Origin of the sequence: Aeromonas enteropelogenes (assembly GCF_020097295.1) — a bacterium.
In the GTDB taxonomy this organism is placed as follows: domain Bacteria; phylum Pseudomonadota; class Gammaproteobacteria; order Enterobacterales; family Aeromonadaceae; genus Aeromonas; species Aeromonas enteropelogenes.
Genome location: NZ_CP083625.1, coordinates 2,695,674 through 2,720,689 on the forward strand (window position 1 = coordinate 2,695,674; position 25,016 = coordinate 2,720,689).

A 25,016-nucleotide genomic window follows, 5' to 3' on the forward strand; every position below is an offset into this window, starting at 1 on the left:
AAAAAAGCCCCGCCATCAGGCAGGGCTCGGGAGAGTTCAGGCTGTGGCTCAGGCCTTGGCCAGCAGCTCCATGACCCAGGGCAGGCCCTGCTTCTTGCGGCTGACGAAGCCCGGATGGAAGCAAGATTCGGTGGGGACCTTGGGATGGGTGGTAAAGTGAATGCGGCTGGCGGCAGCGGTAAGGTCAGTCACCATCAACACGAAGAAGTCGAGCCCTTCGCTTGCCACGCGCGCGGCCATCTCTTGCTGCAGTGCCGGGAGATGCTCGGTCAGCTGCTGCTCACTGCCCACCTCGATCTGGCTCATGATGAAGCTGCAACCTTCGGCCTGGAACGCTTTCTCGTCCTGTTGCAGCAACTGGGCCGGAGTCAAGCCGCTCAAATCGGTCTTGGCTATCAGCAGCTGCTGGCCGAATTCGGCCAGAGAGACCTCGGCCAGCGCGGCCAGGCGCTCGCAGGCGACCTTGTCCTGCTCTGTGGTGGTGGGAGAGGTGAGGCAGAGGGTGTCACTCATGATGGCACCCAGCATCAGGCGGGCCTGGCTGCGGGTCACTTGACCCTGTTGGCTCAGCAGCTCGAAGGCGATGGTGCAGGTGCAGCCCACGGCGCGGATCCAGGCATCCAGCGGCGACTGGGTGATCAGGGTGCCGAGGCGGTGGTGATCCACCAGGCCCAGTACGTTGGCCTGGGCCAGGGTCGCGGGGCCCTGTTCCAGATCACTGAAATCCACCAGCCAGACATCTTCACCGGCAAGATCCCGGGTCAGCAGTTCGGGTTCGGCAACGCCGGCTTGCTCCAGGATGAAACGGGTTTCGGTGCGCAGGTCGCCCAGGCGCCATGGGGTGGCTTGACGCCCCTGGGCATTGAGCCAGTCGGCGATGACCAGGGCGCTGCAGATACTGTCGCTATCAGGATTCTTGTGACCAAAAACGTGGATCATAGACAAAGCCTCACAATGGGATACCCAAAAAGGGGCGAGTACTATGCGAAATCCCGGAAATGAAGGCAACCTGAACCCCTTTGGATGTTGCTGCCTGCTTGGCCTTACTCGCACTTTCATTGATCTGGGTCGGTGATCCGGTGACTCAAGGTGGCTGTGAACAGGCACCATGACGCCCCTTGGCGCGGGTCGTCATGGTGCAGGGAGGAGGAGAGCCGTGTGGGAGATCAGGCCCGCAACAACTCGCGCGCATTGGCCAGGGTAATGTCAGTGATCTGATCGCCCCCCAGCAGGCGGGCCAGTTCATTGAGGCGGGCCGGCTGATCGAGGGCACACATCTGGGTTTCGGTGGTTTTGCCATCGGTATGCTTGCTCACCACCATATGCTGGTGGCCATTGCCCGCTACCTGGGGCAGGTGCGTGACCACCATCACCTGGGTCGACTCGCCGAGCTGGCGCAACAGGCGCCCCACCACGGCGGCGGTCGGGCCGCTGATCCCCACGTCTACCTCATCGAAGATCAGGGTGGGAGTGGAGACCTTGCGGGCGCTGATCACCACGATGGCGAGGCTGATACGTGACAGCTCGCCGCCGGAGGCCACCTTGCCGAGCGGCTGGATGGGCTGGCCCGGGTTGGTGGTGACCATGAACTCCACCCGATCGATCCCCAGAGGCGAGAGACTGCTCTGGGCATCGGGGCGCACCTCGATGGCGAAACGGCCATCTGGCATCGCCAACTCGTGAATGCTGGTGGTGACCTGGGCGGCCAGCTCCTGCGCATAGCGCTGACGGCTCTGACTCAGGGCCTCGGCCGACTGCAGAAACGCCTGGCGGGCGGAGGCCAGTTCATCTTCCATTCCTTCGAGGCGCTCTTCATCAGAGTTGAGGCGGGCGAGATCGCAGGCCAGCTCCTGATGGTGCAGCGCCAGATCCGCCGGTTTGACATGATGCTTGCGGGCCAGGTTGATCGCTCTTGAGAGGCGGCTCTCCAGCTCGTTGAAGCGCTCGGGATCCAGCTCCAGCCGATCCAGATAGCTGCGCAGCTCGCTATGGCTCTCCTGCACCTGGATGAGAGCATTGTTCAGCATCTCCAGCACCGGATTGAGGCGGCTGTCCATGCCGACCAGCCCTTCAGCCTTGTCAACGGCGACCTGCAGCAGGCCGGCGATGGTGGTGTCATCGTTGTCATAGAGCAGATCCAGGCAGAAGCCGCACTCCTGCATTAGCTCGGTGCCGTTGGCCAGGCGCTGGTGCTCTTCCTCTATCTCTTCAAACTCCCCCGGTTGCAGGGCAAATTCATCGAGCTCCTGCACCTGGTATTCGATGAGCTGGCGGCGGGCTTCCCGTTGCTGCTGCTCGGCTTTCAATCGGTTGAGCTCGTTTTGCAGCTGGCGCCATTGTTGGTAGTGCTGGCGTACCTCGTCGAGCAGCAGGTGATGGCCGGCGTAGCCATCCAGCAGGGCGAGCTGGTAGTCCGGCTTGAGCAGCAGCTGGTGGGCATGCTGGCCGTGCACGTTGACCAGCAGTTGGCCGAGGTTCTTGAGCTGGGTGAGGGGCACGGGCACCCCGTTGATGTAGCTGCGCGAGCGCCCCTCGGCGGAGATGACCCGGCGCACTATGCACTCCCCTTCGTTTTCCAGCTCGTTGGTGGCAAGCCAGGCGCGGGCGGCCGGGTTGCCATCGAGCTGGAAGCGGGCACTGACTTCGCTTTTGTCGCTCCCCGGGCGCACCATGCTGGCCTCGGCCCGCTCGCCAAGGCACAGGCCGAGGGCGTCGATGGCGATGGATTTGCCGGCGCCGGTCTCGCCTGTGATGCAGGTCATGCCCGGTTGCAAATCGAGTTCGAGAAACTTGACGATGGCGAAGTTGTTGACGGTCAGCTGGGTCAGCATAGTCTCATCCTGTATGGGTCAACATTACTGTTTATGCATCCAGTATATACTGGTCTTATATACAGTAAAGAGGCGTTGCCATTTTTAACAGGACAGGCCACCAGACGGGTGGCCTGCGGGATTGCAGAAAAGTGAAGATTAGTGGAAGGCTGACATCAAATCTGGGTGGGCGGCGATCACCTCGTCCAGTGCTTGTTCCAGTCGGTGGCCGCTGGTAATGAGGGGATTCAGTACCAAGGCACGCCAAGCCGTATGGCGATTGCCGGTGATGGCGGCCTCGATGGTGAGCTGCTCGAACTCCTTCATCAACTGCAGCAGGCGCAAGGTGTCTTGCGGGAAGGGGGCCACATTAAGCGGAAGCGGACCCGACTTGGTGATGAGAGAGCTCACTTCCACGGCACTCTCGTCCGGCAGACCGCTGATAGCGCCGTTGTTGCGGATGTTGACGTGCATGATGATACGCTTGTCGTTGTGGATGGCACTCATCAGCTCACACGCGGCCTCCGAGTAATACTGGCCGCCGCGTCCTTCCAGCGCTTTGGGCTTCTCGGTGAGATCCGGGTTGCGATAGAGCTCGAACAGCTGCTGTTCGATGGTCTTGACCACCTCACCCCGGGTGCCTTCGCCGCTGGCTTCCCCGAGCTCCTGTTTGAGGATATCGTCGCTCATATAGTAGTAGCGCAGATAGGCACAGGGGATCATGCCCAGATTGGCCAGCAGATCCTTGGGCCAGGCAAAGGGGGGGATATTGCGCGGTACCAGCGGATCGTGTCCTTGTGCGATCCGGGCAATCACCTCGCCGAGTTTGTTCTCGCCCTGATGCTGAATCTGGCGCACGAAGATGAAATGGTTGAGTCCGGCCACCTGCATGATGAACTCCTGCTCGTCATGACTCTCCAGCAGAGTGGCGACCCCTTTTTGCATGATCACTGGCACGTTGCACAGCCCAACCGCCTTTATCTTGCTGTGGCGCAATACGGCTTCGGTCACCATGCCCGACGGGTTGGTGAAGTTGAGCAGCCAGGCATCGGGGCAGAGGCGTTCCATGTCGGCGGCGATCTGCAGAGCGATGGGGATAGTCCGGCAGGCGTTGGCAAAGCCGCCCAGTCCGTTGGTTTCCTGGCCGATCAGACCGTATTTCAACGAAATCCGCTCATCGCTGATGCGCGCTTCCAGGCAGCCGGCGCGAAACTGGGAGCAGACGTAGTCGGCCCCGTACAGTGCCTCTTCCCGATCCAGCCGGGTTTCAACCCGTACCGCCAGCCCTGCCTTGGCCAGCATGCGGCGGGTGAGGGCTGCGATGATCTCCATTTTCTCGCGGCCATCGTCGATGTCGACTAGCCAGAGTTCGTGCAGCGGTAACTCGTGCTGACGCTGGATCAACCCTTCGATCAGCTCCGGGGTGTAGCTAGAGCCTGCACCGATGATCACAATCTTGAGTCCGTTTTTCATTGTCCACCTCATGAACAGGGATAGGGATGGACCCTATTAAAGGGGGAGCCTGGCGGGCGGACAAACGAAATAAGGGGCAGTATGGATTAGCCTGTTTAATGTATAAGGAGAAATGTCATACTGATGACCTGCGTCGCAACCAGCGTCATTACGAGGTTATCCATGCTGGTACAACAGAATACCCTGGCCCTGCTGCACACCTTCGAGAGCACTGCCCGTTACCTCAGTTTCACTCGTGCCGCCGAGGAGATGAACCTCACGCAGGGGGCCATCAGCCACCGCATTCGCCATCTAGAAGGGTTGTTGGGTTTTCGTCTGTTTATTCGCCTGACCCGCAAGTTGGAGTTGACTGAAGAGGGGGCACGACTGCTGGCGACCCTGAGCCATTCTCTGCGCCAGATCAACGAAGAGATTGAAGATATCCGGGCTCAGGATCTGCGAGGGACGCTCCATGTCGGTGTTGCTCCGACGCTGGGGCTCAATTGGCTGATGCCAAGGCTACCCCGTTTCCAGCAGCGCTGGCCCGGGCTGAACGTGATGATGCGGGTTCGGGCCGGGGCGGTGGATTTCAACGAGGAGCGGGTGGATCTCGCCATCTACTACGGTGCGATCCGCTGCAGTGATCTGCACCGTGAGCTGTTGATGGAGGAGCGTCTGGTACCCGTCTGCTCCCCTGCCTATGCCGAGCGGCTGGGGTTGCTGCAGGAACCGGCACGGTTGACTGAGGCCTGTTTTATCCATGCCTCGGAATCGACCGATGTGCAGCAGCTCTTCTCGGAGTGGCGCCTCTGGTGCGATGGTTCTGGTATGACATTGCCCTACGATCAGTGTCACTACGGTTTCAATCACTATCAGATGGCCCTGCAGGCGGCGCAAGGTGGCATGGGGGTCGCTATGGGGAGGGAGGTACTGGTGCGCAACTTGCTGGAGCAGGGCGTGCTGGTGGCGGTAGGAGGTCCGGCGGTGGCTGCCGGGCGCAATTATGAGCTGATCTCTCCATTGGAGAACCGCGAGCGACCGCGCTTTCGTGCCTTTAGCGACTGGCTGCGCAGTGAAGTAGCGCTCAGCCAGTCAGCTCATGACCTTGCCCTTTAAAACAGCTTGCTGCCCCAGCCGAGCTTGTTGCGCAGTACGTGGAAGTAGCTGTAATCGAGAGGATGCACCAGATGCAGCTGGTGGTGGCTCTTCTTGATGAGGATCTCGTCCCCCGGGTGCACCGCCAGGGTCACCTGGCCGTCGCAGCTCACCTGCATGGCGTCATCCTGATTGTCGGGCGAGACCAGCAGGCGCACCTCGCTGTCGGCATCCAGTACGATGGGACGACTGCTCAGAGTATGCGGGAACATCGGGACCAGCGTGATGGCGTTGAGTTTGGGGGTGAGGATGGCGCCACCGGCTGAGAGTGAATAGGCGGTGGAACCGGTTGGAGTGGCCACTATGATGCCATCCGAGCGCTGGCTGTACATGAAGCTGCCGTCGATATAGACCTCGAACTCGATCATGTGGGCGATCTTGCCCGGGTGCAGCACCGCCTCGTTCACCGCCAGGTTGCTCGACTTGCGCTCCCCGTGGCGATAGACGGACGCCTCCAGCAGGAAGCGGTGCTCGCTCTTGTAGTGACCGGAGAGCACCTGCTCGAGGGGCAGCAGGTAATCCTGGGGGGAGAGATCGGTCAGAAAGCCGAGGTTGCCCCGGTTCACCCCGATCACCGCCACATCGAAGCGTGACAAGACCCGGGCAGCTCCCAGCATGTTGCCGTCACCGCCGACCACGATGGCAAGATCCGCCTGCTGGCCCAGTTGTACCAGATCCATCACGTCTTCTTCGAGGATCGAGAGGGTCTGGGCGACCCGGCTCTCGACCAGCACCCGGAAACCGCGGGTCGTCAGGTACTGATGCAGGCCGGTCAGCGTCTGGTTGGCTCCCTCATGATGGGGTTTGCCAATCAGGGCGATGGTTTTGAACGGAGAATCCATAGTCTGTCTGATCCACAGGGGTATTGCGGGCCAGTATACAGTGGTTTGTCCCGCTTGTGAGCCGCCCATATGGGATGGAGGGTCTCTATCCCCTTGAACCAGATGGCGAAAGCGTGAACGGGGTCGCAAGGAAAGGCGCACATCCGGCGCCATGAATGACCTTTTTCCCTTGAAAGCCGGGGATCCATCCCCATAATAGCGCCAACATAGTCGGTCTGTTGCCGTCTGGTCGCTCAGCCAGAGGTCAGGCCCTCATAAGTAACCCCGCAATTGGAGATGTCATGAACCACGAAGAGCAAAAGGTTGAAGCGATGGAGCAAGTTGAAGCCCAGCCAGTCGAGCCGACCGATGTAGACAGTGAAGTGACAGCCGAGCAGGCACGTATTGCCGAACTGGAAGCACAGCTGGAAGCGGCCCAGCAGGCCTCTGCCGAAGAGCGCGAGCGTGCCATTCGTGCCGTCGCCGAGATGGAAAACCTGCGTCGCCGCGCGGCCCAGGATGTCGAGAAGGCACACAAGTTTGCCCTCGAGAAGTTTGCTGGTGAACTGCTGCCGGTGCTGGACAACCTGGAGCGCGCCATCGAGCTCGCCGACAAGGAAAACGACGCCCTCAAGCCGATGATCGAAGGTGTCGAGTTGACCCTCAAGTCCATGCAGAGCGGCGTGGCCAAGTTCGGTCTGGTGGCGCTGGATCCGACCAACCTGCCGTTTGACCCGAACGCCCACCAGGCGATGAGCATGGTGCCGAGTGCCGACGTGGCACCCAACACCGTCATCGCCGTGATGCAAAAAGGCTACGAGCTGAACGGTCGCGTCATCCGTCCGGCCATGGTGATGGTGTCCAAGTCTGCCGACTGATCATCGTATCCTCACCAAGCCCGCCGCTTGGCGGGCTTTTTGTTTGTCGCGACGCTGTTGCTGGTCGCAAGGGGGGCAGCAAGCCTCCTTTGGCAAGGCACCAGGTGTTCACAGCGGATAAAGAGTGCGGTTTTTTAGGGAGAGGGGCTTGAAGCGGCATCTGGCGACCCCATATAGGGAACAAGGCCACGGCGGCACAAAAAATTTGATGCCGGGAGCTTGAAAGCCGAATTGGCAGCCCCCACCTAGCCGTTAACGCATTGAGGCGAGTCTCTCGCCGGTTTATTCAAAGTATTTGGAGATTTCTCAAATGGGTAAAATCATCGGTATTGACCTGGGTACTACCAACTCCTGCGTCGCTATTCTGGATGGCGACACTGCTCGCGTGATCGAAAACGCAGAAGGTGATCGTACTACTCCGTCCATCATTGCCTATGCCGATGATGGCGAGATCCTGGTTGGTCAGCCGGCCAAGCGTCAGGCCATCACCAACCCGAAAAACACCCTGTTCGCCATCAAGCGTCTGATCGGCCGTCGTTTCGAAGATGACGAAGTGCAGCGTGACCTGAAAATCATGCCGTACGCCATCGCCAAGGCCGACAACGGTGACGCCTGGGTCGAGGTGAAAGGCAAGAAGATGGCACCGCCGCAGATCTCTGCCGAAGTGCTGAAGAAAATGAAGAAGACCGCCGAGGACTACCTGGGCGAGCCGGTGACCGAAGCGGTCATCACTGTTCCGGCCTACTTCAACGACGCCCAGCGTCAGGCCACCAAGGATGCCGGTCGCATCGCGGGTCTGGACGTCAAGCGCATCATCAACGAGCCGACTGCGGCTGCGTTTGCCTACGGCGTGAACAAGGTCAAGGGCGAGCGCAAGGTTGCCGTATATGACCTGGGTGGCGGTACCTTCGATATCTCCATCATCGAGATCGACGAAGTGGAAGGCGAAACCACCTTCGAAGTACTGGCTACTAACGGTAACACCCACCTGGGTGGTGAAGACTTCGACAACCGCGTCATCAACTACCTGGTTGACGAGTTCAAGCGCGAGCAGGGTATCGATCTGCGTAACGACCAGCTGGCTCTGCAGCGTCTGAAAGATGCCGCCGAGAAAGCCAAGATCGAGCTCTCCTCTGCCCAGCAGACCGACGTGAACCTGCCGTACATCACCGCAGACGCCACCGGTCCGAAGCACATGAACATCAAGGTGACCCGCGCCAAGCTGGAATCCCTGGTGGAAGACATGGTGAAAGACTCCCTGGAGCCGGTTCGTGTCGCCCTGAAAGACGCCGGTCTGGCGGTTGGCGAGATCGACGACGTCATCCTGGTGGGCGGTCAGACCCGTATGCCGCTGGTCCAGAAGACCGTTGCCGAGTTCTTCGGCAAAGAGCCGCGTAAAGACGTCAACCCTGACGAAGCTGTGGCCATGGGTGCTGCCATCCAGGGTGCCGTACTGTCCGGTGACAAGACCGACGTACTGCTGCTGGACGTGACCCCGCTGTCTCTGGGTATCGAGACCATGGGTAGCGTGATGACTGCGCTGATCGAGAAGAACACCACCATCCCGACCAAGAAGTCCCAGGTGTTCTCTACCGCCGAAGACAACCAGTCTGCCGTGACAATTCACGTGCTGCAGGGTGAGCGCAAGCGCGCCAGCGACAACAAGTCCCTGGGCCAGTTCAACCTGGAAGGCATCCGCCCGGCACCGCGTGGTCTGCCGCAGATCGAAGTGACCTTCGACATTGATGCCAACGGTATCCTGCACGTCTCCGCGAAAGACAAGGAGACCAACAAGGAGCAGAAGATCACCATCCAGGCCTCTTCCGGTCTGTCTGATGAAGAGATCGAACGCATGGTACGCGAGGCCGAAGCCAACGCGGCCGAAGACAAGAAGTTCGAAGAGCTGGTGCAGACTCGCAACCAGGCTGACGGTCTGGTCCACTCCGTGCGCAAGCAGATCACCGAAGCCGGTGATGCCCTGCCTGCCGACGACAAGACCAAGATCGAAGCCGCGGTCAGCGAGCTGGAAGCTGCCCTCAAGGGTGACGACAAGGCTGCCATCGAAGCCAAACAGCAGGCTCTGCTGGAAGCGTCCCAGAAGCTGATGGAAATTGCCCAGCAGCAGGCTCAGGCACAAGGCACAGCCGGTGCTGATGCCGGCCAGTCCTCCTCTTCTACCAAGGCTGACGACGACGTGGTCGACGCCGAGTTCGAAGAAGTGAAAGACGACAAGAAGTAAGCCCTACCCAGATGGGCGAGGTCCGCTTCGCCTATCGGCTTAAGTCTATGAATTCACGGGCGTTGGGTGACCAACGCCCGTCTGCATAACTGCTAACAGGATGAGTATGTCGAAGCGCGATTTCTACGAAGTGCTGGGGGTATCGAAAGATGCCGACGAGCGCGAGATCAAGAAGGCGTACAAGCGTCTGGCCATGAAGTATCACCCTGATCGTAATCAGGGCGATGCCAATGCCGAAGAGAAATTCAAAGAGGTCAAGGAGGCTTACGAGGTCCTGACCGATGCCAACCTGCGTGCCCGTTACGATCAATACGGCCATGCCGGTGTCGATCCGAGCCAGGGTGGCGGCGGCCACGGTGGCTTTGGCGGCGGCGCCGATTTCGGCGACATCTTTGGCGATGTGTTCGGTGACATCTTCGGTGGCAGCCGTGGCGGTGGTCGTCGCGGCCCGGCCCGTGGTGCCGATCTGCGCTATACCATGGAACTGACCCTGGAAGAGGCGGTGCGCGGTGTCTCCAAGGAGATCAAGGTCCCGACTTTGGTCCACTGTGAGGTGTGTAACGGCTCCGGTGCCCACACCGGGAGCTCTGCCCAGACCTGCCCGACCTGCCACGGCTCCGGCCAGGTACAGATGCGTCAGGGTTTCTTTGCAGTACAGCAGCCCTGCCCCCACTGTCACGGTCGCGGCAAGATCATCAAGGATCCGTGCCGCAAGTGCCATGGCGAAGGGCGCTACCAGAAGACCAAGACCCTGTCGGTCAAGATCCCGGCTGGCGTCGATACTGGCGATCGCATCCGTCTCTCCGGCGAAGGGGAGGCGGGGGAAGCCGGCGCACCGGCTGGCGATCTGTATGTGCAGGTGCACGTCAAGGAGCACGAGATCTTCGTGCGTGACGGCAACAACCTCTACTGCGAAGTACCCATCAGCTTCACTGCGGCAGCCCTGGGTGGCGAGATTGAAGTGCCGACCCTGGACGGCCGGGTCAAGCTCAAGGTGACCCCGGAGACCCAGACCGGCAAGATGTTCCGCATGCGTGGCAAGGGCGTCAAATCCGTGCGCTCCGGCCAGGTCGGGGATCTGATGTGCAAGGTGGTGGTGGAGACCCCGGTCAAGCTGACCGAGCAGCAGAAAGAGCTGCTGCGTCAGCTGGACGAGTCGTTCAGCGGTGCCGCCGCCAAGACCCACAAGCCGAAATCGGAAGGCTTCTTCGAAGGGGTGAAACGCTTCTTCGACGACCTGACCAGCTGATCCTCAGCCCATCCCAGCAAAGCCGGCCCCAGCGCCGGCTTTCTTTTTGCCTGCTCTTTGCCAAAGCCCAGTGTATCTGTGTCAATCTGCGGTGCTGGCATGCCAGAACACCTGCTTGATATGAGGGTGAATACTCAGCTTTTGCATCAGGGCATCGAGCTCGTCGCCGTCGATGGAGGTGGCGAGCAGCACCGCCGAAATCTCCAGGTCCCGCTCGCCGAACGGCGCTATATCCAGTTCGCTCAAGGGGTAGTCGGCCCGCTCCAGCATCTCTTCCAGCCAGTGCAGTACCTCTTTTTGATGCTCGCGGGAGGTGAGCGCCGTCACCTTGCAGGTCACCTCGGTATCGAGATTGTCTACCGGGCGGCGGTTGATCTGGTTGACCAGAGGGCGCAGCAGGGTGTTGGCGGCCAGTACGAACAGGGCGCCGAGCACCGCCTCCATGGCGAGACCGGCACCGCAGGCCGCCCCGACGGCGGCAACGCCCCACAGGGTGGCTGCCGTGTTGATGCCGCGGATATTGCCCGATTCGCGCATGATGACGCCGGCGCCGAGAAAGCCGATGCCGGAGACGATATAGGCCACCACATGAACCACGCCATAAGTACCGCCGTGCAGGTCGTGGATGCGCTGGGCCAGATTGACGAACAGGGCCGCGCCCACGGCGACCAGCACGTTGGTACGAAGGCCGGCGGTACGCTGGCGATACTGGCGCTCCAGCCCCACCAGGCTGCCCAGCACGAAGGCCAGCAGCAGGCTGGCCAGGGTGTCGCCCAGGGCGATCACATCGAGTTGTTGCCACATTCTCATGGTTTGCTCCTTCCGGTTGCGAATGGCCTTGCTGCAGGCAAGTGGCTCTGTTGAGCGATCCCGTTGCCAGCGGCTGGCCGTCCGTGCGCCAGCGACCATGTCGTCGTGAAAAGGGCGCACGGATACGAGACCCGCCCATGGAGGATGCAAGCGGGTCGTTGGAATGGATGGAAAGGGGCCGACAGGGGCGGCCCCGGATGTCAGGTCAACTGAACACGGTCTCGGGGTCGCGACGGGGACGCAGCTCCCAGCGAACCGGATGCTGAACCCCGACCTGATGCACGAACTGCACCAGATAACGACGCTGGGGCGGAGTGCAGTCGAGGCTCAGTACCAGCTCCCGGCTACCGCTGCGCCCCGGTCGCAGAGACTGCAAGGGATGCAGGCCCGCCGGTTGCAGGGTGTGATTGACCATGTCGAGCACCTGCTCCATATCGGCGCGATCCTGGCAGCGGATCTGCAGCCGGTAGTGGTGGCGATGTTGCCTGCGGCGCAGCCAGAGCGGCAGCAAACCACGGCCCAACCTGCTCAGCAGGGGATGGATCCGGACGGTGACAGACGATGTTGAAACAAAACGCATAGCAGCCTCCTTGTGGGAAGCAGAAACTATGCAGGCAAGGTGTCCCGGCCTTGGCCCGGTCACCTGACGTCAAGTGTAAAAAGAGAAAGGGGAGTGGATTTCCGCTTCTCGCAGGGCTGCGAGCAAGCGGCAGAGGAAGACCTGCGGTTAGCTCGCGACCCGGGTACCGACGACGAGGGTCGGTCTACAACTGTCACTTGATGAGTTGCCCACTGATGGTCTCCGCTATTGATAAGAGGCTGGGATCATAGCCAACTAACCAGGCCGGGTAAACCTTCAGGCCCTTTTGGCAACATCTTGCAACAAATCGGGCGTTGCCAGGGCCATGCCTGCCTCTTCATGCGGCACCTCGAATCCAGGTTATTTAAACCCCATTCGCTTGAGGAGCATGGCCGCCGGGCAGAACCCGGTGAACGCGCTCTGGATCAGGTTGACCCCGACGAAGACGCTCAGCCAGACAAAGCCCGGGTGAATCCAGTGGGTCAGTGCCAGCGACAGCAGCAGCATGCAGCCTGCGACTATCCTCACGCCATTGTCTACCGTCATCTGTTGCTCCTTTCCTTGGTGGTGGCTGATCTTTAAATTAGATATTGCTAATTTAGTTTTTATTTATAGAATAAAACCAAATATAAGCAACTACTAATTTACTGCTTATGACACAGTTCGATGAGATGACCCGCCACGCGAGCGCGGCGGCTGCGTTACTCAAGGCCTTGGCTCATCCGGAGCGGTTGATGGTGCTCTGTCAACTGGTGGAAGGGGAGAAAGGGGTCGGCGAACTGCTGGCCCACAGCCAGCTGGGGCAGTCGGCCTTCTCCCAGCAATTGTCGGTATTGAAGCGTCACGGGCTGATCCAGTCCCGCAAGGTCTCCCAGCAGATCTTCTACTCGCTGGCGAGCGAGGCGGCGGTCGATGTGCTCGGGGCGCTGCAAGCCCATTTTTGTCACTCTGAAAATAAGGAATCTTGATGATGGAAACGCAATGGCTGCTCTCCTTGGGCGGGGGCATGCTGGCCGGATTGGCCGCTCTGATCCTGTTGTTGTGCAACGGCCGGGTCGCCGGGATTAGCGGCATTCTGGCGGGTGCTCTGCAACAAAAGCAGGCCTGGCGCTGGCTCTTCTTGCTGGGACTGGGGGCGGGAGCCTGGCTGGCTCTGACCCTGGGGTGGGCCAAGATGCCCGACTTCACGGCCCTGCCTGGCTGGCCGCTGGTGCTGCTGGCGGGTCTGCTGGTCGGCGTCGGTTCCCGCCTTGGCAATGGCTGCACCAGTGGTCACGGCATCTGCGGCATGGGTCGCCTGTCCCGCCGCTCCATCGTGGCCACCCTCACTTTTATGACGACCGGTATAGTGACCGTGTTTTTGACTCACTATTTCTTCTAAGAGGCTGATTGCCATGAATTTGCTGACAAGTTTGCTCGCCGGTTTGCTGTTTGGTATGGGGCTGGCCATCTCCGGCATGGTGGATCCGGCCCGGGTCACAGGGTTTCTCGACCTGGCGGGCAATTGGGATCCCAGCCTGGGATTCGTGATGGGGGGCGCCCTGCTGGTGTTTACTCCGGGTTATCTGCTGCTGGTCAAGCCGCGGCGCCTGAGCCTGCTGGGCAATCCCATCGCCGTGGTGCCCAAGCCGGTGCTGGATCGTCGTCTTATCGGTGGCTCGGCCCTGTTTGGTATCGGCTGGGGGTTGGTGGGGATTTGTCCCGGGCCAGCCTTGAGTCTCATTTCCAGCGGCCAGCCCATGATATTGTTGTTCATTGCGGCCATGGTGGCCGGGATCTTGCTGGTCGACAAGGTATGGGTGAGGGCGAGCCAGCCTCGCATTGCCTGATGACATAGCGCGAATCACCATCCAGGGAAGGAGGATTATCATGGGCAACATCCGTTTGCTGGGGGCCGTACTGCTGGTCATGACATCTCCCCTGGCTGGGGCCGCCGAGGCTGGTAGCGTCGAGGTTCTGACCGTCTCTCCTCGCCAGATCAGCGACTGGCTGATGCTGGATGGCACCGTCAGCGCCATCAATCAGGGCACGGTGGCCGCCCAGACCAGCGGCCGTGTCTCCCGCATGCTGGTGGATGTGAACGATGAGGTGCAGGCGGGGCAACCTCTGCTCGAGATCAGCGGCAAGGAGCAGTTTGCCGCCGTCACGGGTGCGCAGGCGCGACTGGCGCGGGCACAGGCCCAGCAGGTGGAGGCCGAGCGTCAGCTCGCCCGCTTCCAGGCCCTCATCGTCAAGGGAGTGATCACCCGCGCCCAGCTCGACACGGCCCAGGCCAGCGATCGCGCCGCCCGCGCCGAGGTGAATGCCGCCGAGGCGGCCCTCACCCAGGCCCGCGAGGCCTATGGTTATACCCGCATCCTGGCGCCCTACGCCGGGGTCGTCACCAAACGGTTGGTGGAGCTGGGGGAGACGGTGGCTCCCGGCACCCCGCTGCTCTCGGGCTTCTCCCTCGATGCCTTGCGAGTGGAACTGGAGCTGCCCCAGTCCGCCCTCACTCTGGCCGGTCAACCTGTGGATGTGCAGGTATTGCTACCGGATGGCAAGGCCGTTACGCCCCTCAAGCTGACCCGCTTCAACTACGCCGACAACCAGAGCCACGCCTTTCGCCTGCGCCTCGATCTGCCGCCAAAAACCGCCGGGGTACTGCCCGGCATGTGGCTCAAGGTGCAGCTGAGGCGCGGTGAGCGCCAGGTGCTGCAGCTCCCGGCCCAGGCCCTGCTGCGCCAAGGGGAGTTCAATGGCGTCTACCTCAGGCAGGGAGAGGGCTGGGCCCTGACGCCGGTGCGGGTCGGCGATTGCTGGCAGGGGCAGTGCGAGATCCTGGCCGGCCTGCAAGGGGGTGATCGGGTCGCGGCAGATGCCTGGGCGCGCCAGCAGGAGGTTGCTCATGAGTGATCACAAGCTGGGACCGGCCGGGCGACTGGCGGCGCTGTTTCAGGGCTCGGCCATCACCCCGCTGCTGGCGCTGGTGGGGCTCTTGCTCGGCCTCTTTGCGGTGCTGGTGACTCCCAAGGAGGAGGAGCCGCAGATCGATGTCACCTTCGCCGATGTCTATATTCCCTTTCCGGGCGCTAGCCCCGCCGAGGTCGAATCCCTCGTCACCACCCCTGCCGAACAGGTTATTTCCCAGATAAAGGGGATAGACACCCTCTACTCCTTCTCCCGCCCCGACGGCGCCCTGCTGGTGGTGGTGTTCAAGGTGGGGGTGAGCCGCGAGCAGGCCATCGTCGATCTCAACAACCAGCTCGATTCCAACCGGGACTGGCTGCCCCAGGGGCTTGGCGTCGGCCAGCCGCTGGTCAAACCCAGGGGGATCGACGATGTGCCCATCGTCAGCCTGACGCTCTGGAGCAAGCAGCTGGGGGCCGCCGAGCTGACCCGGGTCGCCCACGAGCTGGAGACCGAGCTCAAGCGCCTGCCCGGCACCCGCGATATCTACAGCCTGGGCAGCCAGCGCGCCGTGCTGAGGGTGATGCCGGATCCGGCCGCCCTCAGTGCCCATGGCATCAGCTGGGGGGAACTCAACCAGCGTCTTGCCGCCGCCAACCAGGTGGGTAGCGAGCAGGCCGTCGTGCAGGACAACCGGGAGATTAAGGTACAGGTGGGCCAGTTCCTGCAAAGCGAGCAGGAGGCCCGCGAGCTGGTGGTGGGGCTCCATGAAGGCAAACCTGTCTACCTCGGCAATGTGGCCCGAGTGTCGCTTGGGGAGGAGACCCCGACCCAGCGCAGCTGGATGGGGCAGGGGGATCGCAGCTATCCGGCAGTGACCCTGGCCATCGGCAAACAGCCCGGGCAGAACGCGGTCGAGGTGGCCAAGCGGGTGGAGGCCCGGGTCGATAGCCTCAAGAACCGGCTCATCCCGGCCGGGGTCGAGGTGACGGTGACCCGTGACTACGGTGTCACCGCCGAGACCAAATCCAACACCCTGATCGGCAAGCTCATCTTCGCCACCACCGCGGTGGTGCTGCTGGTGCTGGTGAGCATGGGCTGGCGCGAGGCGCTGGTGGTGGGCATCGCCATCGTTATCACCCTGGCGCTGACCCTGTTTGCCAGCTGGGCCTGGGGCTTTACCCTCAACCGGGTGTCGCTGTTTGCGCTGATCTTCTCCATCGGCATCCTGGTGGATGACGCCATCGTGGTGGTGGAGAACATCCACCGCCATCGCGGTCTTGGCAAGGGCTCCCTCAAAGCACTTATTCCGGGCGCGGTGGACGAGGTAGGGGGGCCGACCATTCTCGCCACCCTTACCGTCATCGCGGCCCTGCTGCCCATGGCCTTTGTCAGCGGTCTGATGGGCCCCTACATGAGCCCCATCCCCATCAATGCCAGCATGGGGATGCTTATCTCCCTGCTGGTGGCCTTTATCTTCTCCCCTTGGCTGGCCAACCACCTGCTCAAGCGCGAGGGGCATGTCGCCCACGGGGAGGCCAAGGCCAGCCTCTTTCACCGACTGATGACCCCTTTCCTGATCGGTGAGGGCGCCAAGGGGGCCAGACGCAAACTCTGGCTGGGGGTCTTGCTGCTGGTGGCGGGCGCCGCCGCCATGCCGGTGGTGCAGTGGGTGGTGCTCAAGATGCTTCCCTTCGACAACAAGTCGGAATTCCAGCTGGTGCTCGACATGCCGGAGGGGGCGACTCTGGAGCAGACCGAGCGCACCCTGCTGGCGGTGGGACGGGAGCTCGCCAGGGTGCCCGAGGTGAAGGATTATCAGGTCTATGCTGGCACTGCTGCCCCCATCAACTTCAACGGACTGGTGCGCCACTACTTTATCCGCAGCGGTGCCAATGTGGGGGATATCCAGGTCAATCTGGTAGACAAACACGAGCGCCATCGCAGCAGCCACCAGATTGCCCGGTCGGTGCGTGCCCCCTTGCAGGCCATCGCATCCGCAGCCGGCGGCAACCTGAAAGTCGTGGAGGTGCCCCCCGGCCCGCCGGTCTGGTCATCCATCGTCGCCGAAGTGTATGGCCCCACGCCGGAGCTGCGTGAAGCGGCGGCGCGCGACGTGCAGGCCCGCTTTGTGGAAACGGCGGATCTGGTGGATGTGGACATCTATCTGACCGACCCGCAGCCCAAGTGGCGGCTGGTGATCGATCGCAGCAAGGCGGCCCGCTTCGGGGTCGAACTTGGCGATCTGGTGGCGACCCTCAACGGCGGCGTGGGCTATCAGGATGCCAGCTGGCTGCACGGCCAGGGCGCCAAGTACCCGGTGCCCATTCGCCTCGAGCTGGCGGCCGGTGACAAGCGGGATCTGGCCGGCATCCTGGCGCTCAAGGTGCGCAGCCAGAGCGGGCAGCTGGTCCGGGTATCCGAGCTGGTGAGCCGCCGCGACGAGGTGGCTCCCTCCTACATCATGCACAAGAACATGCGGCCCATGGTGATGGTGGTGGCCGACATGGGGGGCCACGCCGACAGCCCCCTCTACGGCATGTTTGCCGCCGGGGAGGGCATCGAGTTGCCCCAGTACTATGTGCAGCAGCCCGATAAATTGGGGGAGGTGGCCCTCTTGTGGGACGGGGAGTGGAAGATCACTTATGAGACCTTCCGCGACATGGGGATCGCCTACGCCGTGGGAATGATCCTCATCTACCTGCTGGTGGTGGCCCAGTTCCGCTCCTATCTGGTGCCCCTTATCATCATGGCGCCGATCCCGCTCACCCTGATCGGGGTGATGCCGGGCCATGCCCTGCTGGGGGCCCAGTTCACCGCCACCTCGATGATCGGCATGATAGCGCTGGCCGGGATTATCGTGCGCAACAGCATCTTGCTGGTGGATTTCATCGAGCAGCAGCGTAGCGCCGGCATGGTGTTCGAGCAGGCGGTGATCGGCGCCGCCCAGGTGCGAGCCAAGCCTATCCTGCTGACGGCGCTGGCGGCCATGATAGGAGCCCTGTTCATCCTCGATGACCCCATCTTCAACGGCCTGGCCATCAGCCTCATCTTCGGCATTCTGGTCTCCACCCTGCTCACTTTGGTGGTGATCCCGCTGCTCTACTACAGCCTGCTGTCACGTCGTCATCAGGAAACCTGATCAATCCGCAAACCGAGAAACGAAGGGAGGTCCATGACCTCCCTTCGTTTCTCTATGCGCCGCTCGGCATTACGGGGTGGCGAAGGCCAGGGTATCGCCGTGCAGGTAGAGGTGCGCCTTGACCTGGGCGAAGTAGCTGCGATCCGTCTTGTTCATGTGGCCGACCACCAGCTCCTGCAGGATGAAGTTGAGGAAGGCGTGGTTGTCCAGCTCCTCCATCGATGCATCCGCCAGCGCCTGTGCCTGGGCCAGCAGGCGTCTGTGCTCCTCCTTGTGCTGGGCCTTGTCATGGAAGTCGATGGCCTCGAGCAGTGTCTCTTCAAAGGCGAAGTGGCGGCGGGTGGCATCAAACAGCGCCTGCAGGGCCTGCCTGAATGCCTCCGGCTCCTGCTCGCGGGTTTTCATTCGCCTCAGCAGCCGGTTGGCCAGCACGAACAGCTGGTGGTGTTCGGCATCGATGCGGGGATGTCCGCACTGGTGGCTCGCATTCCACTGCAGGGCTCCCTGATCGAGCGCCAAATCCGGTGCATAGAGGCTCACCTGGCCGCGCCCGCCGTGCTTGGTCTGGTACATGGCCAGATCGGCGTGGTGCATCAGCTCCCTGGCCGTGCGGCCATGCTCGGGATAGAGGGCGATCCCTATGCTGTTCGAGATCCGCAGCTCCCGGCCGCAGCTCAGATAGTAGGGGGCGAGCAGATCTCGCTGGAGTTGCTCCGCCCGCGGCAGCGCCTCGGCCACCATGATCAGCAGCGCATCCCCCACCTCGTGGCCCAGGGTGTCGTTGATCGGCTTGAAGTGATCCAGATCGATAAAGAGCAGGGCCAATGGCTGGGCCTGATGCTCCGTCAGCGCCTGATTGAGCCGTTTGTGCAGCAGGCGGCGGTTGGGCAGGTTGGTGAGGGGATCGTAGAAAGCCAGACGCTCCATGGTCTGGGCGACGGCGGCCTGCTCGGTGATGTCCCGGGTGACACCTATGATGGCATCGGGCTCGCCTGCCTCGTTGCCATGCAGGGTGGTGACCGTTTCGGTCGTCAGGCTCTGCCCATCCTTGTGGTGAAGTTCGAGGCGGATGACACGCCGGGTCTGGGCATGATCCCCACGCTGCCAGGCCGCCAGCGCCAGATCCAGCTCCTCGTCCAGGCGCTTGATCGATGCCTCCGGCATCACCTGGGGCAGAGAGAGGCTCATGGCCTCTTCCCGGTTCCAGCCACAGAGCTGGCTGATGGCCGGGCTCAGGTAGTTGAAGCGGCGGGAGCTCACCTCCATGGTCCAGATCACGTCGGCGCTGTGCTCCGCAACAAAGCGGTAGTGACGCTCGCGCTGCGCCAGTCGCTGGGTGAGTTGCTGGCGCTCACGGCTCTCCCGGCGCAGCCTCAGGTAGAGGTAGCAGAAGACGCTGACCAGGGTCAGCAGGGAGAAGCCGATCAGCAGGGCAAGGGAGATGCGCTGCTCCAGTTTGCGCAGTTGTCGGTTGTCCTGTGCCTTGTCCGGGTTATAGAGGAAACGGCCCAGATCAGGCTGGTTGGCGATAAGGCCGAGATTGAGATAGGTGTGGGCAATCTGCTGCCAGCGTCCCTCGTACATGTAGCCTATCTCCACCAGATTGGGCTGGAGCAGCCGCTCGGTTTCGTCGGCTTCGAAGGCAAGTTGCTCGCGACCTGAGCCGCTGGGATGGCGGCTGAGCAGCCAGTTGATCACCTCTTCCTGATGTTCCATGGCGTAGCGCCATCCCTTAAGGCTGGCCTGATGAAAGGCCAGCACCCGATCCGGGTGCATCTGGAGTTCGCGCTCAGAGGTAAACAGGATATTGCCGTAGAAGTCGATCTCGCTGTCGATGGGGCGCAGGAGGCGATAGGGGAGCCCCTGGCGTTGCAGCTGGTAGGCATCGTCTGTGCCGTAAGTGGCGATGGCGTCAGCTTCCCCTTGCAGCAGGGCAGAGCTCCCCCTTTGGTAGGGCACCAGGGTGGGTGCGGCATCCGGATAGCGGGTGTGCAGATAGGCGATCAGTTCCCTGGACGAGGGATCCGGGCTCACGCGTTTTTGTGCCAGATCGGAGAGGTGCAGGATATTGCTGTCCGGCAGGGTCAGGATGGCCAGGGGGGAGTGCTGCATCATGGCCGCCAGGGCGACGACCGGTTTGCCGGCGACGCGGGCCAGCAAGAGATCGCTGTTGCCAATACCGTAACCGGCCTGGCCCGAGAGCACTGAGTCTGTGGTGTCCATGCCGGGCTCTCCTTCGCGCAGTTCGACCTGCAAACCGGCATCCCGATAGAAACCCTTGAACTGGGCGGCATAGTAACCGGCGAACTGGAACTGGTGATGTCCGTTGAGCTGCAGTGTGAGCTGTTCGGTGGCGAACAGTTGAGGGGAAAACAGGAGAAGAGTGGTGGATCCGAACAGCAGGCTGACAAACCGGGAACATCGATGCCAGGCAGGGAAAAGGAGGGCGTGGGCTCGAGTCATACAGGGGTCCCCTCGATAGCGGCTGCTATCGCCAGAGTAATCAATTCCATTGGGGGGGGATAGGGGGCAGGCGCACCTTTAGGAGCAAAATGAGACTGCCAATATGTCGTTTTTGTGTCGTTCATCACGATTGGAGTTGGAGTATCGTTATTTTGGCTACAAACGAACCCCTTAAAGGCCCGGTTGCAGGCCTCTTGTTGTTCAAGACTGGTGCGTTTGACCCTGATTTTGCGCTGACTTTGTACTGAATGACGCTTTTTTTCAAGTAATCCGTCAATAAATGAGCGAACGGGGCGAGATAGTCATTTGAGTGTTGTTTGCCTGTGTCTGGCATGTTGACCGGGTGTAGAAAAAATGGAGTGAAATGAGCCCGTAACGACACCGCAAGCCGGGACGGGATAGGGGGGCAAAGGAGAGGGGCCGGGTGGTATCATGGGCCTCTCTTTTTCGTTACGAGGCAACGGCATGGCTACTCTGCGTCTGCTTATCTCCGATTCCCACGATCCCCACTTCAACCTGGCTGTGGAGGAGTGCATCTTCCGCCAGATGGACCCGCACCAGCGGGTGCTCTTCCTGTGGCGCAACGCCAATACCGTGGTGATCGGCCGCGCCCAGAACCCCTGGAAGGAGTGCAACACCCGCCGGATGGAAGAGGACGGGGTGATCCTGGCCAGGCGCAGCAGCGGCGGTGGCGCCGTGTTCCACGACCTTGGCAACAGCTGCTTCACCTTCATGGCGGGCAAGCCCGGCTATGACAAGAGCATCTCCACCGCCATCGTGCTGGATGCACTCAAACGGCTCGGGGTGAGCGCCTTTGCTTCCGGTCGCAACGACTTACTGGTGGCTACTCCGGATGGGGATCGCAAGGTGTCGGGCTCGGCCTACCGGGAGACCCTGGATCGCGGTTTTCACCATGGCACCCTGCTGCTGGACGCCGATCTCGGCCAGCTTGCCAACTACCTCAATCCCGATCCCAAGAAGCTGGCGGCCAAGGGGATCACCTCGGTGCGCAGCCGGGTCGCCAACCTAAGCGAGCTGCTCCCCGGTATCGACCATCAACAGGTGAGTCAGGCCCTGTGCGAGGCGTTTTTCAGCCATTATGGTGAGCAGGTTCAGCCCGAGCACATCTCCCCCGAGCGGATGCCAGACTTGCCGGGTTTTGCCGAAACCTTCGCCCGCCAGCGCAGTTGGGAGTGGAACTTTGGTCACGCCCCGGCGTTTACCCATCTGCTGGAGGAACGCTTTGGCTGGGGTGGGGTAGAGCTGCATTTCGATGTGGAGAAGGGGGCCATCAGTCGTGCCCGGCTCTTTGGCGACATCCTGGATCCTGCCCCGTTCGAGCTGCTTGGCGAGCGTCTGATCGGCTGCCCCTATCAACCCGAGGCGCTGGAGGCGTGCCTGCAACCCTGGCTTGCGGCCTACCCGTCCCGGCACGATGAGTTGGCCGAGTTTGTCACCTGGTTGCGGACGGCGCTGCGTTGATCGACTTGCCAGCCAAAGTGTGAGCCAGGTAACAAAACGTGAAGGGGTGCTCAAAAGGCCCCTTTCTGCCAGCCCCCGTCATCACTCATTCATGACAAAAAGTAGGGGAGCCCATTAGATATTGTCGCTGTTGATGGTGTGATCCGAGCGGTATAAGAACCGCACACTTGCAGTACTAATGGTATAAAAATGAGTGACCTGGTTTATCTGAAAGATGAAGGCGTCAACGCCGTTCACCCCGATTTTGCTGCCCGTTTTGCCACCGTCAAAGCCAATTTTTTCTCACGCGATCCCGATCTCTGGCCTGTGTTCCGCGAACCCGGTTTTGCCACCCTCAATGAATTTCGTCGTCGCGGTCTGGCCCCCGATGCCCGCCTGAATGCCTGGCCGGACGGCCGCGCCCGCCTCGCCGATCTGTGCGAGACCATGCCGGTGCCGGCGGCCATGCGTACCCCGGGCGAGCCCATGGCCGAACTGCTGTTTGCCGGTGCCCTGTCCAAAGACTGGGAGAACCCCTCGAGCGTCGAGAACGTCATCACCATGTCGGCGGATCCCGCCATCTACGGTGCCCAGATGGGCATTTTGGCCAATCCCAACCTGGTCTACTCCGAATACGCCGGGGTGGCCGAGGAGCTGGAGAAGAAGGTGGTGCGCCAGATTGCGCTGCTGGCGGGTTACGACCCCGAGCGGGCCACCGGCATCTTCACCCAGGGGGGGACCTTCTGTAACCTCTACGGCTACCTGCTCGGCATTCGCAAGAGCCTGCCCGAGGCCAAGCACAAGGGGCTCGGCCACTATCAGGACTACCGCATCATCAACTCTCAGGGCGGCCACTACTCCAACATCACCAACCTCTCCCTGCTCGGGGTGGACATCGAGAACAAGACCATCCGCATCCAGGTCGGCGAGAACAACGACATCGATCTGGTCGATCTCGAGCGCACCCTGACCGCCTGTTTTGCCTTGAAGCACGTGGTGCCCACCATCATGCTCACCATGGGCACTACCGACACCTTCGGGGTGGATCAGGTCAAACCCGTGGTGGACCTGCGGGATCGCCTGTGCGAGCGCTTCGAGGTGGCGGTCAAGCCCCACATCCACGTGGACGCCGCCATCGGCTGGTCGATGATCTTCTTCCTGGATTACGACTTTGCCGCCAACCCGCTGGCCATCAACGCCGCCACCCTGGCTGGTATCGAGCGCAACGTGGCGCGTTTTGCCGAGCTGAAATATGCCGACTCCTTCACCGTCGACTTCCAGAAGTGGGGCTATGTGCCCTACACCTCGAGCCTGGTGATGATCAAGGAGCAGGACGATCTCAAGGCGATGGAGAACGACCCGGAGAACTTCTCCTACTTCGAGCGCGACATCCAGGGCCACACCCATCTGCAGTCCACCATAGAGTGCTCCCGCGGGGCGAGCGGCCTGTTCGGCGCCTACGCGGCCCTCAACTACCTGGGAGTCGAGGGGTATCGCATCGTGCTGGCCCACTGCCTGCAAAACGCCAACTACTTCCGCTTCCGTCTGAGTCAGCTTGGCAACGTCAAGCTGGTGGCCCAGGAGAACCAGGGACCGAGCGTGGGCTTCAAGATCTACAACCCCGAGTGGGTGCAGGATCCGGAGGCCGAGTTCGCCTTCGAGCTGGCTCGCAGTCCCGATCCCGCCTACAAGGCGCGGCTGGCGCGCAACACCGACTGGCACCGCCAGATCTTCAAGGGGCGCGGCAAGGTGGGGCTCTACACCAACTGGGTCGAGGCGGTGGCCCGCTCCGATTACGACGCGCGCGGGCGTTACTCCTACATTGCCGGAGAAAAGGCGGTGTTTATGAACCCGGCCTGCGGCCGCGAGCAGATCGACGCCTTTATCGAACACCTTCGCGGATAAGCAGGGGGCGTTATTGCCAGTCACAGGTTGACAGCGGGCTGCGTCGAAAACGCGCCAAGTAACGCGCCAAGTAAAAAGGGCAAGCCAATGGCTTGCCCTTTTACATTGTCGTAGTGCCGGGATCAGAGGGCCAGCAGCCGCTCGTTTTCGACGATCTCGATCCCTGCTGGTTGGCGGGCGAGCATGAGCATGGCGTGAGCCACCTGATGGGCCTCGATGGCACGCCAGCGGGTCAGTTTGCCCCGCAGCAGCGGGCGAAACAGCGGGTAGATAGCCTGAAAGCACTGCTCCGAGAGGCGGGGAGGGGAGCGATGGCCGAGCAGCATGGCGGGGCGCACGATGGCGAGCCGCTGCCAGGGCAGGGCCAGCAGGGCCTGCTCCATCTGTCCCTTGGTGCGCGGATAGAGGGCCGGGGAGTCGGGATTGGCCCCCAGGCTCGAGACTACCACCAGGCGCTGACAGCCGTGGCGACGGGCCAGATCGGCAAATGCCAGCACATAGTCGAGATCGACCCGGCGAAACGCCTCGGCAGAGCCTGCCACCTTGCGGGTCGTGCCCAGGGCGCAGAAGGCGAGATCCACCGGCTGGGGCAGGGTCACCTCCGCTAGCTTGTCGAAGTCCACCGGCAACCAGTGGTGGGGGGCTTCCCCCGGTTTGCGACAGAGCAGGGTCAGCTCATGCTCGACGGGCATCTGCTTTGTCAGCTCGCGGCCGATCAATCCGCTGGCCCCGGCTATCAGAATACGGCTCATGGCGTTCTCCCTGGCATCGTGTCTTTGATAAAACAAAACCGGCGCGAGGCCGGTTTTGCGATATATCAGAGCGGGGTATTGAAGGCTGCGGGCAGCGGGAAGTCCCCCGTCACCGTGGTGAGCCTGTCATTGGCGAAGGTCAGAGTGAGCTCCTTGCGCTCTTTCTCACCGCGCCCCGGCTGGAATTCATAGAGATAGTACCAGGTGTTGGGATCGAAGCCGTCGCGCAGCATGGGGGTTCCCAGTACATAGCTGACCTGCTCGCGGGTCATGCCCTGGCGCAGTTTGTCGACCTGTTTTTGTTCCACATAGTTGCCCTGGGGAATATCGATACGATAGACCAGGCTGCAACCGGAGAGGGTGAGGGCGGTCAGGGCCGCGGCAATCAGGTGTTTCATCCGCATATCGAG

General features: G+C 61.7%; 21 protein-coding genes. 11 read left to right on the plus strand and 10 right to left on the minus strand.

Annotated elements, in window-relative coordinates; translation table 11 throughout:
- Window positions 1-48: 48 nt before the first annotated feature.
- From LA321_RS12775 to LA321_RS12785, 3 genes are all read right to left on the minus strand, one after another.
- Entirely contained in the window at window positions 49-939 is an 891-nt protein-coding gene (locus tag LA321_RS12775) for a manganese-dependent inorganic pyrophosphatase (protein WP_042072096.1), read from the minus strand.
- Window positions 940-1,166: 227 nt separating this feature from the next.
- Entirely contained in the window at window positions 1,167-2,831 is a 1,665-nt protein-coding gene (gene recN / locus LA321_RS12780) for a DNA repair protein RecN (RefSeq protein ID WP_042072094.1), read from the minus strand.
- A 138-nt stretch (window positions 2,832-2,969) separates the two neighbouring features.
- The gene (locus tag LA321_RS12785) at window positions 2,970-4,283 is read right to left on the minus strand and encodes a 6-phospho-beta-glucosidase (protein WP_042072093.1); all 1,314 of its coding nucleotides are present in this window, start codon (window positions 4,281-4,283) and stop codon (window positions 2,970-2,972) included.
- 162 nt (window positions 4,284-4,445) lie between these two features.
- Between LA321_RS12785 and LA321_RS12790 the strand changes: the two genes are divergently transcribed.
- Entirely contained in the window at window positions 4,446-5,378 is a 933-nt protein-coding gene (locus LA321_RS12790) for a LysR substrate-binding domain-containing protein (RefSeq protein WP_042072091.1), read from the plus strand.
- Here LA321_RS12790 and nadK read toward each other — a convergent pair.
- Window positions 5,375-6,259 (minus strand): NAD(+) kinase, encoded by an 885-nt coding sequence (nadK, locus tag LA321_RS12795; RefSeq protein WP_026457306.1) that lies wholly within the window; start codon window positions 6,257-6,259, stop codon window positions 5,375-5,377. The genes LA321_RS12790 and nadK overlap by 4 nt on opposite strands.
- A gap of 281 nt (window positions 6,260-6,540) precedes the next feature.
- Here nadK and grpE point away from each other — a divergent pair, with 281 nt between their 5' ends.
- The 3 genes from grpE to dnaJ all read left to right on the plus strand — a co-directional run bounded on the left by grpE (window position 6,541) and on the right by dnaJ (window position 10,604).
- Window positions 6,541-7,116, plus strand: a complete 576-nt coding sequence (grpE, locus tag LA321_RS12800) for a nucleotide exchange factor GrpE (protein ID WP_042072090.1) — start codon at window positions 6,541-6,543, stop codon at window positions 7,114-7,116.
- A 310-nt stretch (window positions 7,117-7,426) separates the two neighbouring features.
- Window positions 7,427-9,355 (plus strand): molecular chaperone DnaK, encoded by a 1,929-nt coding sequence (gene dnaK, locus LA321_RS12805; protein ID WP_042028401.1) that lies wholly within the window; start codon window positions 7,427-7,429, stop codon window positions 9,353-9,355.
- A 106-nt stretch (window positions 9,356-9,461) separates the two neighbouring features.
- Window positions 9,462-10,604: a molecular chaperone DnaJ gene (gene dnaJ / locus LA321_RS12810; RefSeq protein ID WP_042028402.1), complete on the plus strand. Its 1,143-nt coding sequence runs from the start codon at window positions 9,462-9,464 to the stop codon at window positions 10,602-10,604.
- An 81-nt stretch (window positions 10,605-10,685) separates the two neighbouring features.
- Here the strand turns inward: dnaJ and LA321_RS12815 are convergent, their stop codons facing one another.
- From LA321_RS12815 to LA321_RS12825, 3 genes are all read right to left on the minus strand, one after another.
- Window positions 10,686-11,414 (minus strand): MgtC/SapB family protein, encoded by a 729-nt coding sequence (locus LA321_RS12815; RefSeq protein WP_042072089.1) that lies wholly within the window; start codon window positions 11,412-11,414, stop codon window positions 10,686-10,688.
- A gap of 205 nt (window positions 11,415-11,619) precedes the next feature.
- Complete coding sequence (locus tag LA321_RS12820) at window positions 11,620-11,994, minus strand: hypothetical protein (protein WP_042072088.1); 375 nt, start codon at window positions 11,992-11,994, stop codon at window positions 11,620-11,622.
- Window positions 11,995-12,354: 360 nt separating this feature from the next.
- Window positions 12,355-12,540, minus strand: a complete 186-nt coding sequence (locus LA321_RS12825) for a YgaP family membrane protein (protein ID WP_042072087.1) — start codon at window positions 12,538-12,540, stop codon at window positions 12,355-12,357.
- A gap of 107 nt (window positions 12,541-12,647) precedes the next feature.
- Between LA321_RS12825 and LA321_RS12830 the strand changes: the two genes are divergently transcribed.
- Genes LA321_RS12830 through LA321_RS12850 form a run of 5 tightly spaced genes read left to right on the plus strand, consistent with a single transcriptional unit; the run spans window position 12,648 to window position 18,025 of the window.
- Window positions 12,648-12,962 carry an ArsR/SmtB family transcription factor gene (locus LA321_RS12830; RefSeq protein WP_042072085.1) on the plus strand — a complete coding sequence of 105 codons (315 nt, stop codon included), beginning with the start codon at window positions 12,648-12,650 and terminating at the stop codon, window positions 12,960-12,962.
- Entirely contained in the window at window positions 12,962-13,375 is a 414-nt protein-coding gene (locus LA321_RS12835; RefSeq protein ID WP_042072084.1) for a YeeE/YedE family protein, read from the plus strand. The genes LA321_RS12830 and LA321_RS12835 overlap by 1 nt, the downstream gene beginning before the upstream one ends.
- Window positions 13,376-13,388: 13 nt before the next feature.
- A complete protein-coding gene (locus tag LA321_RS12840; RefSeq protein WP_042028409.1) occupies window positions 13,389-13,823 on the plus strand; it encodes a YeeE/YedE family protein in 435 nt (144 codons plus the stop codon).
- Window positions 13,824-13,863: 40 nt separating this feature from the next.
- Window positions 13,864-14,889 carry an efflux RND transporter periplasmic adaptor subunit gene (locus LA321_RS12845; RefSeq protein ID WP_042072083.1) on the plus strand — a complete coding sequence of 342 codons (1,026 nt, stop codon included), beginning with the start codon at window positions 13,864-13,866 and terminating at the stop codon, window positions 14,887-14,889.
- Window positions 14,852-18,025: an efflux RND transporter permease subunit gene (locus LA321_RS12850; protein ID WP_082043424.1), complete on the plus strand. Its 3,174-nt coding sequence runs from the start codon at window positions 14,852-14,854 to the stop codon at window positions 18,023-18,025. The genes LA321_RS12845 and LA321_RS12850 overlap by 38 nt, the downstream gene beginning before the upstream one ends.
- Window positions 18,026-18,094: 69 nt before the next feature.
- Here the strand turns inward: LA321_RS12850 and LA321_RS12855 are convergent, their stop codons facing one another.
- On the minus strand, window positions 18,095-20,488 hold the full coding sequence (locus LA321_RS12855) for an ABC transporter substrate-binding protein (protein WP_042072080.1): 2,394 nt from the start codon (window positions 20,486-20,488) through the stop codon (window positions 18,095-18,097).
- A gap of 465 nt (window positions 20,489-20,953) precedes the next feature.
- On the opposite strand from LA321_RS12855, the gene LA321_RS12860 reads away from it, so the two are divergent.
- Complete coding sequence (locus LA321_RS12860; RefSeq protein WP_042072398.1) at window positions 20,954-21,970, plus strand: lipoate--protein ligase A; 1,017 nt, start codon at window positions 20,954-20,956, stop codon at window positions 21,968-21,970.
- A gap of 189 nt (window positions 21,971-22,159) precedes the next feature.
- Window positions 22,160-23,854, plus strand: a complete 1,695-nt coding sequence (locus tag LA321_RS12865; RefSeq protein WP_042072079.1) for a pyridoxal phosphate-dependent decarboxylase family protein — start codon at window positions 22,160-22,162, stop codon at window positions 23,852-23,854.
- A gap of 122 nt (window positions 23,855-23,976) precedes the next feature.
- Here the strand turns inward: LA321_RS12865 and LA321_RS12870 are convergent, their stop codons facing one another.
- Entirely contained in the window at window positions 23,977-24,606 is a 630-nt protein-coding gene (locus LA321_RS12870) for an NAD(P)H-binding protein (RefSeq protein ID WP_042072078.1), read from the minus strand.
- A gap of 65 nt (window positions 24,607-24,671) precedes the next feature.
- Entirely contained in the window at window positions 24,672-25,010 is a 339-nt protein-coding gene (bamE, locus tag LA321_RS12875) for an outer membrane protein assembly factor BamE (RefSeq protein WP_026457574.1), read from the minus strand.
- Between the last annotated feature and the right edge of the window lie 6 nt (window positions 25,011-25,016).

What these genes read in the sequence shown, in the direction of transcription:
- LA321_RS12775 (WP_042072096.1), bottom strand. Translation starts at nt 939, where the DNA reads ATGATCCACGTTTTTGGTCACAAGAATCCTGATAGCGACAGTATCTGC.
- recN (WP_042072094.1), bottom strand. Translation starts at nt 2,831, where the DNA reads ATGCTGACCCAGCTGACCGTCAACAACTTCGCCATCGTCAAGTTTCTC.
- LA321_RS12785 (WP_042072093.1), bottom strand. Translation starts at nt 4,283, where the DNA reads ATGAAAAACGGACTCAAGATTGTGATCATCGGTGCAGGCTCTAGCTAC.
- LA321_RS12790 (WP_042072091.1), top strand. Translation starts at nt 4,446, where the DNA reads ATGCTGGTACAACAGAATACCCTGGCCCTGCTGCACACCTTCGAGAGC.
- nadK (WP_026457306.1), bottom strand. Translation starts at nt 6,259, where the DNA reads ATGGATTCTCCGTTCAAAACCATCGCCCTGATTGGCAAACCCCATCAT.
- grpE (WP_042072090.1), top strand. Translation starts at nt 6,541, where the DNA reads ATGAACCACGAAGAGCAAAAGGTTGAAGCGATGGAGCAAGTTGAAGCC.
- dnaK (WP_042028401.1), top strand. Translation starts at nt 7,427, where the DNA reads ATGGGTAAAATCATCGGTATTGACCTGGGTACTACCAACTCCTGCGTC.
- dnaJ (WP_042028402.1), top strand. Translation starts at nt 9,462, where the DNA reads ATGTCGAAGCGCGATTTCTACGAAGTGCTGGGGGTATCGAAAGATGCC.
- LA321_RS12815 (WP_042072089.1), bottom strand. Translation starts at nt 11,414, where the DNA reads ATGAGAATGTGGCAACAACTCGATGTGATCGCCCTGGGCGACACCCTG.
- LA321_RS12820 (WP_042072088.1), bottom strand. Translation starts at nt 11,994, where the DNA reads ATGCGTTTTGTTTCAACATCGTCTGTCACCGTCCGGATCCATCCCCTG.
- LA321_RS12825 (WP_042072087.1), bottom strand. Translation starts at nt 12,540, where the DNA reads ATGACGGTAGACAATGGCGTGAGGATAGTCGCAGGCTGCATGCTGCTG.
- LA321_RS12830 (WP_042072085.1), top strand. Translation starts at nt 12,648, where the DNA reads ATGACACAGTTCGATGAGATGACCCGCCACGCGAGCGCGGCGGCTGCG.
- LA321_RS12835 (WP_042072084.1), top strand. Translation starts at nt 12,962, where the DNA reads ATGATGGAAACGCAATGGCTGCTCTCCTTGGGCGGGGGCATGCTGGCC.
- LA321_RS12840 (WP_042028409.1), top strand. Translation starts at nt 13,389, where the DNA reads ATGAATTTGCTGACAAGTTTGCTCGCCGGTTTGCTGTTTGGTATGGGG.
- LA321_RS12845 (WP_042072083.1), top strand. Translation starts at nt 13,864, where the DNA reads ATGGGCAACATCCGTTTGCTGGGGGCCGTACTGCTGGTCATGACATCT.
- LA321_RS12850 (WP_082043424.1), top strand. Translation starts at nt 14,852, where the DNA reads ATGCCTGGGCGCGCCAGCAGGAGGTTGCTCATGAGTGATCACAAGCTG.
- LA321_RS12855 (WP_042072080.1), bottom strand. Translation starts at nt 20,488, where the DNA reads ATGACTCGAGCCCACGCCCTCCTTTTCCCTGCCTGGCATCGATGTTCC.
- LA321_RS12860 (WP_042072398.1), top strand. Translation starts at nt 20,954, where the DNA reads ATGGCTACTCTGCGTCTGCTTATCTCCGATTCCCACGATCCCCACTTC.
- LA321_RS12865 (WP_042072079.1), top strand. Translation starts at nt 22,160, where the DNA reads ATGAGTGACCTGGTTTATCTGAAAGATGAAGGCGTCAACGCCGTTCAC.
- LA321_RS12870 (WP_042072078.1), bottom strand. Translation starts at nt 24,606, where the DNA reads ATGAGCCGTATTCTGATAGCCGGGGCCAGCGGATTGATCGGCCGCGAG.
- bamE (WP_026457574.1), bottom strand. Translation starts at nt 25,010, where the DNA reads ATGCGGATGAAACACCTGATTGCCGCGGCCCTGACCGCCCTCACCCTC.